Annotated in this window: 11 protein-coding genes; 9 read left to right on the forward strand and 2 right to left on the reverse strand. The window is 48.9% G+C overall.

What is annotated here, in order from left to right:
- Positions 1-73: 73 nt before the first annotated feature.
- Positions 74-1,615 carry an FAD-dependent oxidoreductase gene (locus AC1DF0_RS07685; RefSeq protein WP_442049905.1) on the reverse strand — a complete coding sequence of 514 codons (1,542 nt, stop codon included), beginning with the start codon at positions 1,613-1,615 and terminating at the stop codon, positions 74-76.
- A gap of 128 nt (positions 1,616-1,743) precedes the next feature.
- On the opposite strand from AC1DF0_RS07685, the gene AC1DF0_RS07690 reads away from it, so the two are divergent.
- From AC1DF0_RS07690 to AC1DF0_RS07725, 8 genes are all read left to right on the forward strand, one after another.
- Positions 1,744-2,598 (forward strand): MBL fold metallo-hydrolase, encoded by an 855-nt coding sequence (locus tag AC1DF0_RS07690; RefSeq protein ID WP_442049904.1) that lies wholly within the window; start codon positions 1,744-1,746, stop codon positions 2,596-2,598.
- 134 nt (positions 2,599-2,732) lie between these two features.
- On the forward strand, positions 2,733-4,289 hold the full coding sequence (locus tag AC1DF0_RS07695) for a response regulator transcription factor (RefSeq protein WP_477573573.1): 1,557 nt from the start codon (positions 2,733-2,735) through the stop codon (positions 4,287-4,289).
- Between the two features lie 17 nt (positions 4,290-4,306).
- Entirely contained in the window at positions 4,307-6,079 is a 1,773-nt protein-coding gene (locus AC1DF0_RS07700) for a cache domain-containing sensor histidine kinase (RefSeq protein ID WP_442049941.1), read from the forward strand.
- A 181-nt stretch (positions 6,080-6,260) separates the two neighbouring features.
- Positions 6,261-7,562 carry an ABC transporter substrate-binding protein gene (locus AC1DF0_RS07705; protein ID WP_477573574.1) on the forward strand — a complete coding sequence of 434 codons (1,302 nt, stop codon included), beginning with the start codon at positions 6,261-6,263 and terminating at the stop codon, positions 7,560-7,562.
- 190 nt (positions 7,563-7,752) lie between these two features.
- A complete protein-coding gene (locus AC1DF0_RS07710) occupies positions 7,753-8,568 on the forward strand; it encodes a carbohydrate ABC transporter permease (protein ID WP_337103404.1) in 816 nt (271 codons plus the stop codon).
- Positions 8,561-9,385, forward strand: a complete 825-nt coding sequence (locus AC1DF0_RS07715) for a carbohydrate ABC transporter permease (RefSeq protein WP_442049901.1) — start codon at positions 8,561-8,563, stop codon at positions 9,383-9,385. The genes AC1DF0_RS07710 and AC1DF0_RS07715 overlap by 8 nt, the downstream gene beginning before the upstream one ends.
- Before the next feature lie 59 nt (positions 9,386-9,444).
- Positions 9,445-12,492 (forward strand): beta-galactosidase, LacZ type, encoded by a 3,048-nt coding sequence (gene lacZ / locus AC1DF0_RS07720; RefSeq protein WP_442049900.1) that lies wholly within the window; start codon positions 9,445-9,447, stop codon positions 12,490-12,492.
- Positions 12,493-12,687: 195 nt separating this feature from the next.
- Entirely contained in the window at positions 12,688-14,160 is a 1,473-nt protein-coding gene (locus AC1DF0_RS07725; protein ID WP_442049899.1) for a glycoside hydrolase family 5 protein, read from the forward strand.
- 179 nt (positions 14,161-14,339) lie between these two features.
- Here AC1DF0_RS07725 and AC1DF0_RS07730 read toward each other — a convergent pair whose 3' ends face one another.
- On the reverse strand, positions 14,340-14,693 hold the full coding sequence (locus tag AC1DF0_RS07730; protein ID WP_442049898.1) for a winged helix-turn-helix transcriptional regulator: 354 nt from the start codon (positions 14,691-14,693) through the stop codon (positions 14,340-14,342).
- Positions 14,694-14,837: 144 nt separating this feature from the next.
- Between AC1DF0_RS07730 and AC1DF0_RS07735 the strand changes: the two genes are divergently transcribed.
- On the forward strand, positions 14,838-15,893 hold the full coding sequence (locus tag AC1DF0_RS07735) for an LLM class flavin-dependent oxidoreductase (RefSeq protein WP_442049897.1): 1,056 nt from the start codon (positions 14,838-14,840) through the stop codon (positions 15,891-15,893).
- The last annotated feature ends 45 nt before the right edge of the window (positions 15,894-15,938 follow it).

Below are 15,938 nucleotides of genomic sequence, written 5' to 3' on the forward strand. Positions count from 1 at the left end.
ATACATCGGAGATTTTCAGCTCATTTTAAAGACAATGAATATGGATACTTAGGAAAATGCAGGATGCGGAAGGTTATTGCGACAATTGTGGCAGCGGCTGTTCAGCAGGCCCTTCGATCACATCGCCATTAACTGAAAATCGAGAGCCGTGGCAAGGACAATCCCAGGTGCGGTCGCCGTTGTTCCACTCCACCTCACAGCCCATATGCGTACAGGTCGTGTCTACGATATATAGCTTTCCAGACTTATCCCTATATGCGCCTGCTCTCTTGCCATTATGCCTTACGACACCACCTTCATCATTTTGCATATCCGTGGGATGCTTATGAACAATATCCAGTTTGCCTTCGATTAAATGTTTCGCCACATCCAAGTTGTCGACAACTACATTTTTGATGGCAGTTAACGAATACGATCGCGAAGGCGAATACAGCTCCTCATACGGGTTAGCGCGTTCCATGATCAAATCGCGAATGAGCAGAGCCGCGGCTGTGCCGCCTGTCATTCCCCATTTGCGATAACCGGTGGCGACATAAACGTTCGGGGACGATTCGGTTATGCGACCGATATAAGGAACTTTGTCACCCGTTACAAGGTCCTGCGCCGACCAGCGGTAACTAATCTCCTCCAGCCCAAAATGTTCTACAGCGAATTTGCGCAATTCTTCATAATGATTGATAGTGCATATGCCTTGACCGGTCTTATGGCTTTGTCCGCCAATAATGAGGAGTTTGTCGCCGCTTGCGGTATCGGTATACCGAATAGAGCGTTTCGGATCCTCCGCACTTAGGTACATACCGCCTGGATAGTTGTCCTTGCTTTTAACTCCAAGCACATAAGAGCGATCTGCATGCATTCTAGCAAAATAAAAGCCCATTCCGTCATAAAAGGGGAAATGGGAACAAGAGACCACATGCTTGCATGAAATACGATGTCCGTTGCTCGTTATGACTTGAGGCATCATGCCGCTCTCCACATCGACAGCCGTCGTATGCTCGTAAATCTCTGCACCTTCCTTGACAAGCTCGGATAAAAGGGTGCTTAGGTAGTGCAAGGGGTGAAATTGAGCTTGATTATGAAGGACCAGCGCCGCCTTAGAAGGAATGTGAAGCGGAATGCGATCTTGGAGCTCACCAGGCATGCCAAGCTTCGAGTAGGCTGCGATTTCCTTCTCCAGCTTGGCTAAGTATGGCTCGGAATTCGTATACACATAAGCAGACTGCTTGGTAAATCCACAGTCGATTTTATACTTCTCGACATTCTTTTCGATGAATTGGAGTGCGTCTTCGCAAGCTTTATAGTACAAGGCCGCTTTCTCCACACCTTCCTTCGTGACCAGTTCATCGTAAATAAGATCATGCTGAGCTGTAATCTTCGCGGTTGTATGTCCGGTTGTTCCGTTAAGGAGGACGCCTGCTTCTAGCAGCACGACTTTCAAACCTTCTTTTGCTAGCAAATAGGCCGTTGTTATGCCCGAAATTCCTCCGCCAACAACAACCGCATCGGTGCTAAGGTCTTGCTCAAGCTTTGGAAAGGTTGGGAGTTTGTCTGTTGAATGGATCCAATAGGAATCGGGAAATTGGGGCAACGCTTCTGATTTATTTGATTTATTCATGAATGGACTCCTTATGCTGCTTCATAGTTTCATCTATTTTGCTCAGTGGATTTGTATTTAATTCCAAATCATTTTTTTGAACAGGTTGGAGAGGTTATAGGAAGGAGCGTATACATGAGGAAGAGGGAATGGTTGAGGTGGAAAATGAATTCGAGCACAAGCTCATGCCGCTTACGTCCATGGCAAGCGGCAATGGATTGGCCTATCGGCCGGATATTTATTGTTATTCGGTTCAAATCGTTAACGTTTGCTTTATTGGAGACCCGAAGCAGGGCGATGAGGGCTGGGTGCTCGTCGATGCCGGAATGCCGCGTTCCGCGAAAAAGATCATTAAGGAAGCGGAGAAGAGGTTCGAAACAGGGCCAAGCGCAATCGTGCTGACGCATGGACACTTTGACCATGTCGGCGCTATTGTTGAATTGATTGAGCATTGGAAGGCACCGGTCTACGCACATCCATTGGAGCTCCCTTACTTAACGGGGATTGCGGATTATCCGCCAGCTGATCCCACTGTAGACGGAGGGATGATATCGGAGCTTTCTCCTTATTTTCCGCATGAGGGAATTAATCTTGACGATCATGTGAAGGCGCTGCCGGAAGACGGCAGCATACCAGGACTGAAGGGCTGGAGCTGGGTGCATACGCCGGGCCATACGCCGGGTCATATTTCATTATTTCGACAAGAAGACGGCACGCTTATAGCGGGTGATGCATTTGTAACCGTCAAGCAAGAATCACTGTATAAAGTGATTACTCAGGAGCAGGAAATTAGCGGCCCGCCCAAATATTTTACGACGGACTGGGCACAAGCGGAGCAATCGGTAAAGAAGCTTGCCGCACTTAAGCCGAGCTTAGCCATAACCGGTCATGGTGAGCCGATGTTCGGTCAGGTGCTTGAGGATAATCTTACGCTGCTCGTCAGTCACTTTAATCAAATAGCCGTACCCGTAAACGGTATCTATGTGAATACGATATTGCATTAACGAAGCAGAACAATGAACCATGAACGTGCTGTAGACGCGCTCTTGGTTCATTGTTCTGCCTTTTTTCGAATAGACACATAATCATAATCGGTTATAATGGCTGTACAAATATGTGTAGGCCTGGAGGCGTCATTATGACCGCGTTCAATTATTGCAAAGTATTAATCGTCGATGACGAACAACTCATAAGGCAAGGGATTAAGCACTTCATGAATTGGGAGCAGGAAGGCTTCCAAATCGTCGGCGAAGCATCGAATGGCAGAGAAGCGCTCGCGCTGATCGAGGAGCTGCGGCCGCATATCGTGTTAACGGATATCGTCATGCCGGTAATGGATGGTGAGGAACTAACGAGAATCATCAAGCAGCGTTATCCGGAAATTGAGGTTATTATCTTAAGCAGCTTCGGTGAATTCAACTATGTGCGTTCGACGTTCCAAAGCGGAGTTGCAGACTATATTCTGAAGCCGAAGCTTGATATGCGCCATCTTCTTAGCGTGCTTAAGCTTGCCGCGGACAAAATTCCGGGTCTGGGCAGTGAACAGTTGGAGTCCGATAACAGACTGTCGCTAGACTCGTTGCTGGAGAAGATTTTATCCGGCTATGACATTGAGGACGGCCTTTCGGCTGCTGAACACTATTTGCCGCATTCGTATTATGTTCTAGTAGGATCGAAAGTAGTGGAAGGAGCGGGTACACGGTTCGTACAGGAAACACGAAAGGCACTGGATCAGCTGATTGCTGAACAATCGATCGTCCAGCAGCTTCCAATAGGCTCCGAATGTACCGTGCTGCTCGTTAATACGAATGAAAGCGGATGTGACAGACTTCTGCGGCAAGCCGGGCAATTATTTGCACAGGTTGCCGAATTCACTGCCGGCAAGGCGATTGTAATTGGAGAGCCTTTCGAAGAGTTGACGCTTCTGCGTGAACGATATGAAGAAAATATGCGGAAGCTAATGGATTACGGCTTCTTCCTGCCTGAGGTTCGGTTATTCATATATAATGATCTGCCTAAGCTACCGACAACGACGATTGAGCCATTCAACTTGAACCGGTTCACCGATGAATTCAAGCGCGAACGATTCAACGAGGCTTTCGACTATTTAAGCGGACATGTGCTTGCCTTATCGTCGAATTACAAGATGAACGTGTTCGAATTCAAGTCCATTCTAGGCAATCTTATTTTCAATATGACGGTACTGCTCGGCAATATGAAGTATGACAATAAGGAGCTGGACAACAACAAGTTCACTTATTTCAAAGCGATAGAAGACGCGGCTACTGCGAATGAAGCGATTGCGGCATTAGAGCAATTCATCGTACTTGCGAAGGCATGTATTGCGGACAAGTCCGAACAATCCCAGACCGGCAACGTCAATATGAAGCGGCTGCTAGATTATATCGATGAACATTATGCCGAGCCGCTTAACCTGACGGAGATGGCGAAGCATTTTCATTTCAACCCCTCTTACCTATCGAGCTACTTCTCGACGCATAACGAGGAAGGGTTCATCGAATATTTGCACAAAGTAAGGACAGATAAGGCAGCTTCGCTGCTGCGCAAGGGAGAGGCGATGATCTCCGAGATAAGCGGCTTGGTCGGCTATTCGGATCATAGCTACTTCTGCAAGGTATTCAAGCGTCATACCGGACATTCGCCTAGCAGCTACCGTCGACAATACATGAAATAAGGAATGAACCGATAATGATTAGAAGGGTAAATGATCGATTCCGCAACAACAGATTGTTTGTGAAAATGTTTCTTGTCATGCTCCTCAGTATCGTTGCAGTCGCGATTGCCATTACATGGGTTACGCTCAATACGTCTGAGCGTCTCTTCATGCAGACGTTCAGCATAACGAATTCGAAGGTGCTGACCCAGATCGAGAAGAGCTTCAGCTCGCTTAACTATTCGATCGTTCTAGCGTCCAACACGATGCTTCAAAGCGGTTCGATCAAGAACTTCCTGACGGAGAGCGAAGGCAATTCGAATTCGATCGCCAAAACGTATTACAACATGAATCAGCAAATGAAACGAATCACCTCTATTGTGGATTCGTATGAGGTAGGGCTTACAATTACGGGCAATAACGGCCGAAGCTATGCTACCGACCGTTCGATATGGCCGCTGACCGACAACCAAATTCAAGCTCATCCCATTACCCAGCAGACGCTCAAGGAGCCGAAGAAGCTGCTTTATCAATTCGATTATGTCGAGCCCTCCGAAACAGCGACCGGGCAGGCTTCTATCGTCGCTTCAAAGGCATTCATGGAGAGGACGACAGGCTATGTCTACGGGGCGATGTATTTCTCCATTCGCGAACGTGAATTCAAGCAACTCTACGAATCGTATACGAGCTTAGGCAATGATGTCGTTATCTTGAATGGCAAAGGCATGATTATTTCTTCTAACCGCACGGATTGGATTGGCCAATCCGATCCCGATCTGTTAGATAAAGCCCATGAGATTGTCGAACAATCGCTGGAATACAAGAGCGTGGATCGATTAGGCAAGGATGAATTGCTAATCGCGAAATATTTGGAATCGCAGGATCTTTATCTCGTGAACGTCATCGACAAGGAGACGGCGATTGGGCAACTGATGGATACGCGTGCAATTGTGCTTATCGTTACGGCAATCGTGTCTATAGCGCTTCTGATCGTGTTCCTCATATCCGGCCGAATGACGAAGTCTTTGTCCAGACTAGTGAAACAAATATCGACGATATCCAAATACGAGTTCGATCATTATGTCACCGTTGGCGGCAGCTATGAGACGAGACAGCTGGGGCAGGCGTTTAATGCGATGCTCGACGAGCTACACGATTACGTGGACGAACTGGTCGAGACGCAGCGGAGGCAGCGGAACGCGGAGCTTGAAGCGCTGCAGCAGCAGATTAATCCGCACTTTCTATACAACACACTGGCTTCTGTGAAATTTATGGTGCAGCAAGGGAGCAAGGATAAGGCGGCCGATACGATCAACGCGCTTATTTCACTGCTGCAAAATTCGATCGGCAACGTCAGCGAGACGATTACGATCAGTCAAGAGCTAGTCAACATGCGGAACTATGTGTTCATTAATCATGTGCGCTACGGGGAGAAGATCAAGGTTAATTATTTCGTCTCGCCTGACTGCATGGGTTATATGGTACCGAAGCTAATTATACAGCCGTTTATCGAGAACGCCTTTTTCCACGGCTTCAACAAGAAGTCCGAGGGGCATATTTACATCCTGGTCGCCCAAGAGCTGAACGCACTCGTCTGCGAGATCGTCGACAATGGCGATGGCATGGTCATTACCGCCGAGCAATTACCAGATCAATCGAAAGGCACCAGGCAGCTGTTCACCGGCATTGGCGTAAGAAACGTTCATGATCGTATTAAGCTGCTGTATGGAGATGAATACGGCGTATCGATTTCAAGCGAGTTAGGGGAAGGGACGAAGGTGAAAGTTCGCCTTCCGCTGCTCAAAGGATAAAAATTGTCCAAGTTTCTAAAAATCGTGCAAACGACTTAGAGGCTCGGACTTTTTTTTATAATAATTTCACTAAACGAAGCAAAGATTATCCTAACGGGCACGATAATCAAGATGCTACGATAAAGCAGTAAACGGGAAACCGCTTACAGCATTTTACAAAGAGAGACGGAGGTCTTCAAAAGTGAAAAAATTATTGCCATTGCTGGTTGTGTGCATCATGATCTTCACAGCCTGCTCGTCCAACACGGACAAGACGAACAACAATACAGGTACTGACAATGCTGCAGGTGAAACAAGCAAAGTAACAGTCTGGGCTTGGGATCCGAACTTCAACATCAAAGCGATGAACCTCGCGAAAGATGCTTATGCAGCCGATCACTCGGATGTAACGATCGACATTATCGAGAACGCTCAGAACGATATCGTTCAAAAGCTGAATACGGGTCTTAGCTCCGGCACGACCAAAGGTCTTCCAAACATCGTATTGATCGAGGACTACCGCGCACAAAGCTTCTTGCAAGCTTATCCTGATGCATTCTACCCGCTGACGGATTCGTTCAAAACAGAAGACTTCGCTGATTACAAAATCGGCCCGACAAGCTTCGACGGCAAACAATACGGTCTTCCATTCGACTCCGGCGTAACTGGCGTTTATGTAAGAACGGACTATCTCGAGCAAGCTGGCTACACGGTAGCTGACATGCAAGACATTACTTGGGACAAGTACATCGAGATCGGCAAAGCGGTAAAAGAGAAAACAGGAAAAGACTGGATTTCACTTGACCCGAACGATCTAGGCATCATCCGCGTCATGGCGCAATCCGCTGGCTCGTGGTATATGAAAGAAGACGGCAAAACAGCTGACATCGCAGGAAATGCGGCTTTGAAAGAAGCTATGGAAACATACAAAAAAATGATGGACGCAAACATTGTTAAAATTCATGCGGACTGGAGCCAATTCGTTGCTAACTACAACAACGGTGACGCTGCCTCCGTACCAACAGGCAACTGGTTCACGCCATCCATTACGGCTGCCGCTGATCAATCCGGCAAATGGGCGATCGTTCCGCTTCCTAAGCTGACGAACAACGACAAATCGGTTCATGCTTCCAACCTTGGCGGCAGCTCGTGGTATGTGCTTAACGTTCCAGGCAAAGAAAAGGCGGCTGAATTCCTCGGCGCTACATTCGGTTCGAATGTTGATCTGTACCAAAAGCTTGTTACGGAAATCGGCGCAATCGGAACGTACAAGCCTGCTGCTGAAGGCGAAGCTTACAAAGCGGCTAGCGAGTTCTTCGGCGGCCAACACATTGTAACCGACTTTGCAGCTTGGACAGCTCAAATCCCTAATGTCAACTACGGCATGCACACTTACGCTGTTGAAGACATCATGGTTGTGGAAATGCAAAATTACCTGAACGGCAAAGCAATCGATCAAGTGCTTGCAGACGCTCAGAAACAAGCAGACTCCCAATTGAAATAGTGTAAAACTGTGGTAACGGCCTTGGACATCGGCTGCCGGCGGATAAGCAGGCAGCAGGTGTCCAAGGTTATTTTAGAGATAAAAACGAATGCTGGAAGGAGATGACAGTAAAGTGAGAGAAGCCAAAGCAATAAATTTACGCAACAAAACAAATGTCATTGGCTGGTCATTTATCGCTATCGCGGTAATTATGATATGTGCCTTTTATTTCTATCCGATGATACGAGCATTATTAATGTCATTCCAATCGGGTACTGGAACGAATCTGTCATATGTCGGTTTGGACAACTATACGCGGCTGTTCAGTGATTCCACGTTTATAACGACACTGACGAATACATTCCTGTATCTGATTGTGCAAGTGCCGATCATGATCGTGCTTGCGCTGTTTATATCCGTACTGTTGAATGACAAGGACTTGAAGCTAAAAGGTTTTTTCCGGACGGCTATTTTTCTGCCGGCGGTAACGTCGCTCGTTGCCTATTCGGTTATATTCAAATATTTGTTCGGCGCAGATGGACTCATCAATGAGATGCTGCTCAAACTTCATCTGATTTCCGTGCCTATCCAATGGATCACAGATCCGTTCTGGGCAAAGATTACGATCATAATCGCGATTACATGGCGCTGGACCGGTTACAACATGATTTTCTACTTATCGGCGCTGCAAAATATAGACGGCTCCATCTACGAAGCTGCGCGCATCGATGGCGCGTCCTCTTTCAAGCAGTTTACGAAAATAACGGTACCGCTTCTGAAACCAATCATTTTGTTCACATCCATTACGTCAACGATTGGTACGCTGCAATTGTTCGACGAGGTTATGAACATTACGAAGGGCGGACCGGGCAATGCGACGATGACGCTCTCGCAATACATTTACAACCTGTCGTTCAAGTACACGCCCGACTTCGGTTACGCGGCGACTGTATCGTATGCCATCGTTATCTTGATCGTTATCTTCTCGATTCTTCAGTTCAAATTGGCAGGTGATCGCAATGACTAAGCTCAAGCGGATATTTATATATGTATTTCTAAGCGCGTCGGCGATCGTATCGATTTTCCCATTCCTATGGATGATTACCAGCACAACGAATCGTTCCATCGACATTACAAAGGGAAAGCTGCTGCCGGGCAAATATTTGTTCGAGAACTTGGACAAAGCGTTTAACGACGTGGACATCCTGCCGTCGCTAATTAATTCGGCGAAAATCTCGATTTTGACTACATTGCTTGCGATGCTGATTGCTTCGCTTGCCGGATACGGCTTTGAAATTTTCAAAAGCAAAGCGAAGGATGTCGTGTTCAGCATCTTGCTGCTCTCGATGATGATCCCGTTCGCGGCGCTTATGGTACCGTTGTACCGCATGTTCGGAACGATATCGCAAACCGTGCCGTTCATCGGCATTGACACGATTTCTTCCGTTATTTTGCCTACGGTAACGACTGCGTTCTTAATTTTCTTCTTCCGTCAGAGCACGAAAATGTTCCCTAAGGACATGCTTGAAGCGGGAAGAATTGACGGCTTGAACGAGCTTGGCGTGTTCTTCCGCATCTATATGCCGACGATGAAGACGACTTATGCGGCAGCGGCGATCATTACGTTCATGTCGAGCTGGAACAACTACTTGTGGCCGCTCGTCGTGCTGCAATCGCCGGAGAAAAGGACGATTCCGCTTCTGATTTCCAATATGGGCTCCAGCTACGCGCCGGATTACGGGGTAATCATGACCGTTATTCTGATCGCGACGCTCCCAACGGCTATTGTATTCTTCTTGATGCAGAAGCATTTTGTGGCTGGTATGACAGGATCGGTTAAGTAAGCGACAGAGATTGATTGCAACTACAGACAGAGTAAGCACGATAGGAGAGGTTTGTCGATATGAGAGCAATAAACGCAAGCTTGGACTGGCTGAGCGATCCGGCGGTATTTGCCGTGAATCGGCTGCCAGCCCATTCCGATCATAAGTATTACGCATCTCTTGCAGAAGCTCAGCGCAAGGAAGCGATGCCTTGGAGGCATTCCTTGAATGGAGCGTGGAAGTTTAATTACGCAGTAAACCCGGCCAGCAGGCCTGTTGATTTCTATAAGACCTCATTCAGCGTATCGGGATGGAATGAAATTATGGTTCCCGGACATATTCAGCTGCAAGGCTACGGCCAGCCGCAATATGTGAATACGATGTATCCATGGGATGGACATGAGGACTTACGCCCGCCGCAAATCTCCTCGGATCATAATCCGGTAGGCAGCTATGCAAGAAGCTTCTTCGTACCGGAGCACATGGCCGGCGGGCCGTTGTTTATTTCGTTCCAAGGCGTGGAGACTGCATTCTACGTGTGGCTGAATGGCGAATTCATCGGATATGGGGAAGACAGCTTCACGCCATCCGAGTTCGAATTGACGCCTTTCCTGAAAGAAGGCGACAACAAGCTTGCTGTAGAGGTGTACCAGCGCAGTACGGGTAGCTGGCTGGAGGATCAGGATTTCTGGCGTTTCTCCGGCATCTTCCGTGACGTGTATCTCTATACCGTACCTGAGGTGCATGTGCAGGACGTGTCCTTGCGGACGGAGCTTAACGATCGTTATGACAGCGGTTCGTTGAACGTAGCGCTCGCATTTCGCTCGGTTGTGCCAGCTGGAACGAAAGCGGTTCTGGATTTGTGCGATGTCGATGGCTTGTTGATCGTATCAGAAGAGATTGTCCTGGACGATTTGGAGTCAGAACGTACTTCGCTTCGAGTGAAAAATCCTTCGTTGTGGAGTGCCGAGCAGCCGAATTTGTACAGCTTGTATGTTCGAATTATTGGTGCGAACGGCAATGAGATCGAAGTCATCCCGGTGCGCGTCGGCTTCCGCCGCTTCGAGATGGAAGATAAGATTATGAAGCTGAACGGCAAGCGCATTGTGTTCAAAGGGGTTAATCGCCATGAATTCAACAGCCGCCGCGGACGTGCGATTACGAACGAGGATATGCTGTGGGACATCAAGGCGCTGAAGCGCAACAATATGAACGCCGTACGGACATCCCACTATCCGAATCAGAGCTATTGGTATGAGCTTTGCGACGAATACGGCATTTACGTCATCGACGAAATGAATTTGGAGACACATGGCTCTTGGCAGAAGATGGGCGCCGTTGAGCCATCGTGGAACATTCCTAGAAGCAATCCGGAATGGCAGGACATCGTGATGGATCGCGCGATTTCGCTCTACGAGCGGGACAAGAACCATCCGTCCGTTATTATTTGGTCGCTTGGCAACGAATCGTACGTGGGCGATGTGCTTGTGAACGTTGCAAGGTACTTCCGTACGGTTGATCCGGGCCGTCTCGTTCATTACGAGGGCGTATTCTATGACCGCGCATTCACCGAAGCAAGCGATATGGAAAGCCGGATGTATGCGAAACCTGCGGATATCGAGGAGTATTTGGACAATAATCCGGACAAGCCTTATATCAGCTGCGAGTACATGCACGCAATGGGCAACTCCCTTGGCGGCATGCGCAAGTATACGGATCTCGAGCAGAAGTACCCGATGTACCAAGGCGGCTTCATCTGGGATTACATCGATCAAGTTATCGTGAAGGAGAACCGTTACGGTGACGAGTTCCTCGCTTACGGCGGCGACTTCGATGATCGGGCGACCGATTACAACTTCTGCACGAACGGCATCGTTTATGCGAACCGCGAGCTGTCGCCGAAGATGCAGGACGTGAAGTTCCTGTATCAGAACGTGAAGCTTGTTCCGGAGCGCGACAGCGTGTTTATTCGCAACGAGAACTTGTTCGTGAATACGGAGGCATTCTCGCTTGAAATAGCTTTGTTCCGCGAAGGTCATGAAGTACACCGCTTCCCATTGGAAGCGGCTGTTGCGGCAGGCGAAGAAGCACGGATAAGCTTTAATATCGAGGAGCAGGTTGCTCTGCCAGGCGAATATGCGGTTCATGCTCTACTTACGCTGAAGGAGCAGACGCTTTGGGCGGAAGAAGGTTATGAGATCGCGTTCGGTGAGCATATCTTCAAGGTTGCCGGTGAGGCTGCACGTACAGCATCGTCTAATGGCAAGCTAAGAGTTGCGAACGGGGATGTGAACATCGGCGTGCATGGTACTGATTTCCGCATTATGTTCTCGAAGCAGGCCCATACGATGACGTCGATCGTATTCGAGGGACGCGAGATGATCGCTATGCCGCCTGCGCCGCTATTCTGGCGGGCGACGACGGACAATGACAAAGGGTACGCTCAGGGTTATGATTCCGGTCTATGGTATGCAGCAAGTCTTACTCGCAAATGTGTAGGAATCGACGTGTCGGAGGCAGAGGACGGAAGCTCTATAACAGTAGCTTATCGATTCCGCTTCTCGATCAGCGAGACGGCTGAAGCTAAGATTGCGTATACCGTAAGCGCGAACGGTTCGATTCGAGTGCAAGCGGAATACAAAGGTGCTCAAGGGCTGCCTCGTCTGCCGATCTTCGCCGTGTCGTTCAAGGTGAAGGCCGATTACGATCAGTTGGAATGGTATGCAATGGGGCCCGAGGAGAACTATGCTGACCGTGCGAACGGCGCGCGGTTATGCATATTCGAGAATACGGCGGCAGACAATGTTGCTGCATATGCCGTGCCTCAGGAGTCAGGCAACCGTATGGGCGTTAGACGTCTAAGCGTACGCAATCGTGATGGACAAGGCATTCGTATCGTCTCGAGCGGTGAGCCGGTGGAATGTAATGTATCGCCTTATACGGCGTTCGAGCTGGAGAACGCGCAGCATCATTACGAGCTGCCGGAGGTGCACTACACGGTTATCACGGTAGCAGGGCGCCAGATGGGCGTCGGCGGCGACGACAGCTGGGGTGCTCCGGTGCATGAGGAATATACGATCTCGGGCGAGCAGGATCTTGCTTTCGAGTTCACGATAGAACGAGCGTAAATACGGTAAAAGCGGTGCAAGGATGATCCTTGCGCCGCTTTTTTTTATGTACAGCTAACCTCGCCTGAAACCTTCTCGCATTAAGCCATATAAACAGTAGCATCATGACATTTATTATGGGTTGGCCGTGAAGTTATACTTCTCATATGGACGGCGGTTGTCGTTCCTAACCATAAGAGGAGGGATTTAGTAAAAATGTTGATGATCACTCGCAGGTGGAAGCTAACGTTTATGTTTACCGTATTACTCGCTTTAACCATACCTTTCGTCGCACCGCAGCCGACACATGCCGCTAACGGATTTTATGTAAGCGGAACCAATCTGAAGGATGCCAACGGGAATAACTTCGTAATTCGCGGCGTCAATAACCCGCATATTTGGTTCGACACACAAGCTTATTCGGCATTGACGACTATTGCGAATAACAAAGCGAATGCTGTGCGTATCGTATGGCAGACGAGCGGCTCGGCAACGCGTCTCCAACAAATAATCGACCGTTGCAAGGAGCTTGGGATGATCGCCATCGTGGAGCTTCACGATGCAACGGGTTCGAACAGCGCCACGCTGCTTAATCAAATGGCGCAGTACTTTACCCAAAGCGCTGTAAAGACGATACTTAACAATAACGAGAAATACGTCCTCGTGAATATCGCCAATGAATGGGGCGGCAACGACTTGGCCGATACTGCCTGGCGAGATGCATACAAGACTGCTATATCGACGATTCGGAATGCGGGCATCCACAATACGATCGTTGTCGACGGATCGGGATGGGGACAGAATGCATCGCCGATCAAAGCGTACGGCAATGCTTTGCTGACGCATGACCCGGATCATAACGTGATGTTCTCCATCCATATGTACGGCTCGTGGAACAATGCAAGCAGCATCGGCACGGAGCTGCAAAATATTAAAAACCTGGGACTCGCCGTGATGATCGGGGAATTCGGCTACAATTACAATAACGGCAACAACAACCTAGGCAGCCAAGTGAATGCGCAAGAGGTGTTGAACCAATCTCAGGCCAAAGGAATTGGATATATGGCTTGGTCTTGGACGGGGAATGATTCCTCCAATTCATGGCTCGATATGACGACAAGCGATTGGCAGACGCTCACTTCGTGGGGGAACCTCGTCGTTAATGGTACGAACGGCATTCAGGCGACTTCCGTGAAGGCTACGGTGTTCAACAGCGGAGGTGGCGGCAGCAGCTCGACGTTATATGATTTTGAAAGCGGCAATATTCAAGGATGGTCAGCACTTAATGCAGGCGGCGGACCATGGTCAGTAACGGAATGGGCGACAAGCGGCAGCAGCTCCTTGAAGGCGGATGTCACGCTTGGCAGCGGCGGCCAATTCACGCTCAAGTATACAGGCGCGAATAACTTTAGCGGCAAAAGCTCCGTCACCGCCAAAGTGAAGCATGCAGCTTGGGGGACCTTCGGAAGCGGCCTGCAGGCGAAGTTGTTCATCAAGACCGGATCAAGCTATACTTGGTATGAATCGCCAACCGTAAACATCAATTCGTCCTCGGCGACAACCGTTACGCTAAGCCTTAGCGGGGTCGCGAATCTCGGCGATGTAAGGGAAATCGGTATTCTATATATGTCGCCGAGCAACTCGAGCGGAGCAACTTCCGTCTATGTAGACAGCGTCGTTCTGCAATAGCAGCAAGCATCAAGAAGAGCCATCCCAATAGCCAGTAGGCTGTTGGGATGGCTTCCCCATCTTACTATGTCTGCAACCCCGCCTACTCCAAACACAACCGCCGTCTATTGCCGCTCTCAAGAAGGCTTGTTTATCCGAAACAGATATACTTTCTAGCCCAATTAGGTCATGAGGCTCCATCATTGATTTGTAGTCTGTGTAGAGTTTGTCCTGGCTTTGTGCGACGGATGCGCTGCGCTCCAATTATGAAGAGCTGTCAATATCGGCTCAAGAGTCATGCCGTATTCCGTCATCGAGTACTCAACCTTAGGCGGTACCTGAGGAAAGACGACGCGCTGGATGATTCCTTCTTCCTCGAGTTCTTTTAGTTGGGTGGTTAGCATTTTGGGCGTTATAGTGCCCATGGCTTTCTTGATTTCGCCATAGCGCATCGTGCCTGTGGAGATGAGATGCAGCAAAATGCTCGTCTTCCACTTGCCTACGATTATCGAAAGTGCGTCTTCCACTTTGCAGAGCTCGGGCTGGATCTTCATAGGGCCTCCATTAGTATCTTTTTGGATACTATAACACTTATAAGTGCATACTTACAATTTGAATAGCAATGGTATAAGATTAGCCCATGAGAAAAGCAGCAAGATTATACTCATGCAACCAAGAAGAAAGAAGGGCTAATCAGCATGGAATCATATCGATTGAATAAGAGCAAAGGCCTGGAATTTGGTTTATATACGCTCGGAGACCATATTCCGGATCCTCATACGGGCAAACGGATATCCGCAGAGCAACGGATTCACGAGATTATTGAATTGGCGAAGCTGGCTGATGAGGCCGGACTTGATTTCTTTAGCGTTGGCGAGAGCCACCAGGAGTACTTCACTACCCAGGCGCATTCTGTCGTGCTTGGCGCAATCGCTCAAGCAACGAACAATATTAAGATCGGAAGCTCGTCCACGATTATAAGCACGTCTGACCCTGTCCGCGTCTATGAGGACTTCGCGACAATCGATCTGATCTCGAAGGGGCGTGCAGAAATTATTGCCGGCCGCGCTTCCCGTATCGGGTTGTTCGAGTTGTTAGGCTATAACGTGCGCGATTACGAAGCTTTATTCGAAGAGAAGTTCGATCTGCTTGTAAAGATTAACAACGAAGAGCAATCAGTTACGTGGAAAGGCCAGTTCCGAGCTCCGCTCAACGATGCCAACGTATATCCCCGCCCTCGCGGCGGTAAGCTGCCGATCTGGCGAGCGGTAGGGGGACCGCCGGAAAGCGCGATTAAGGCTGGTGCCGCAGGCGTTCCGATGATGTTGGCTACACTCGGCGGTCCCGCGACGAGCTTCAAGCGATCGATCGATGCTTATCGGGAGGCCGCTTCACGGAGCGGACATGACGCTGCGGGGCTGCCGGTAGCGACCGCGGGCTTATTCCACGTCGCTGATACGACGCAGCAGGCGCTTAGCGAGGCCTATCCTCATGTGAACAAAGGAATGGAGCTTATTAACGGAAGAAGCTACCCGATGCAGCATTTTGCCCAAGGCTCAGATGTAAAGGATGCTATGATGGTGGGCAGTCCACAGCAAATTATTGAGAAAATATTGTATCAGCATGAGCTGTTCGGCCATCAACGGTATATCGCGCAAATGGATTTTGGCGGCGTATCCTTTGAAGTGTTGACTCGTAATCTTGAGCTGATTGCAACGGTTATATTGCCAGCGGTTCGCAAATATACGGTATAATTCATTAGGGAGCGGCGCTGCTGCTCTCTATTTTCTTTTACGGCA

The sequence above is a fragment of the Paenibacillus sp. 05T425 genome (assembly GCF_056396205.1).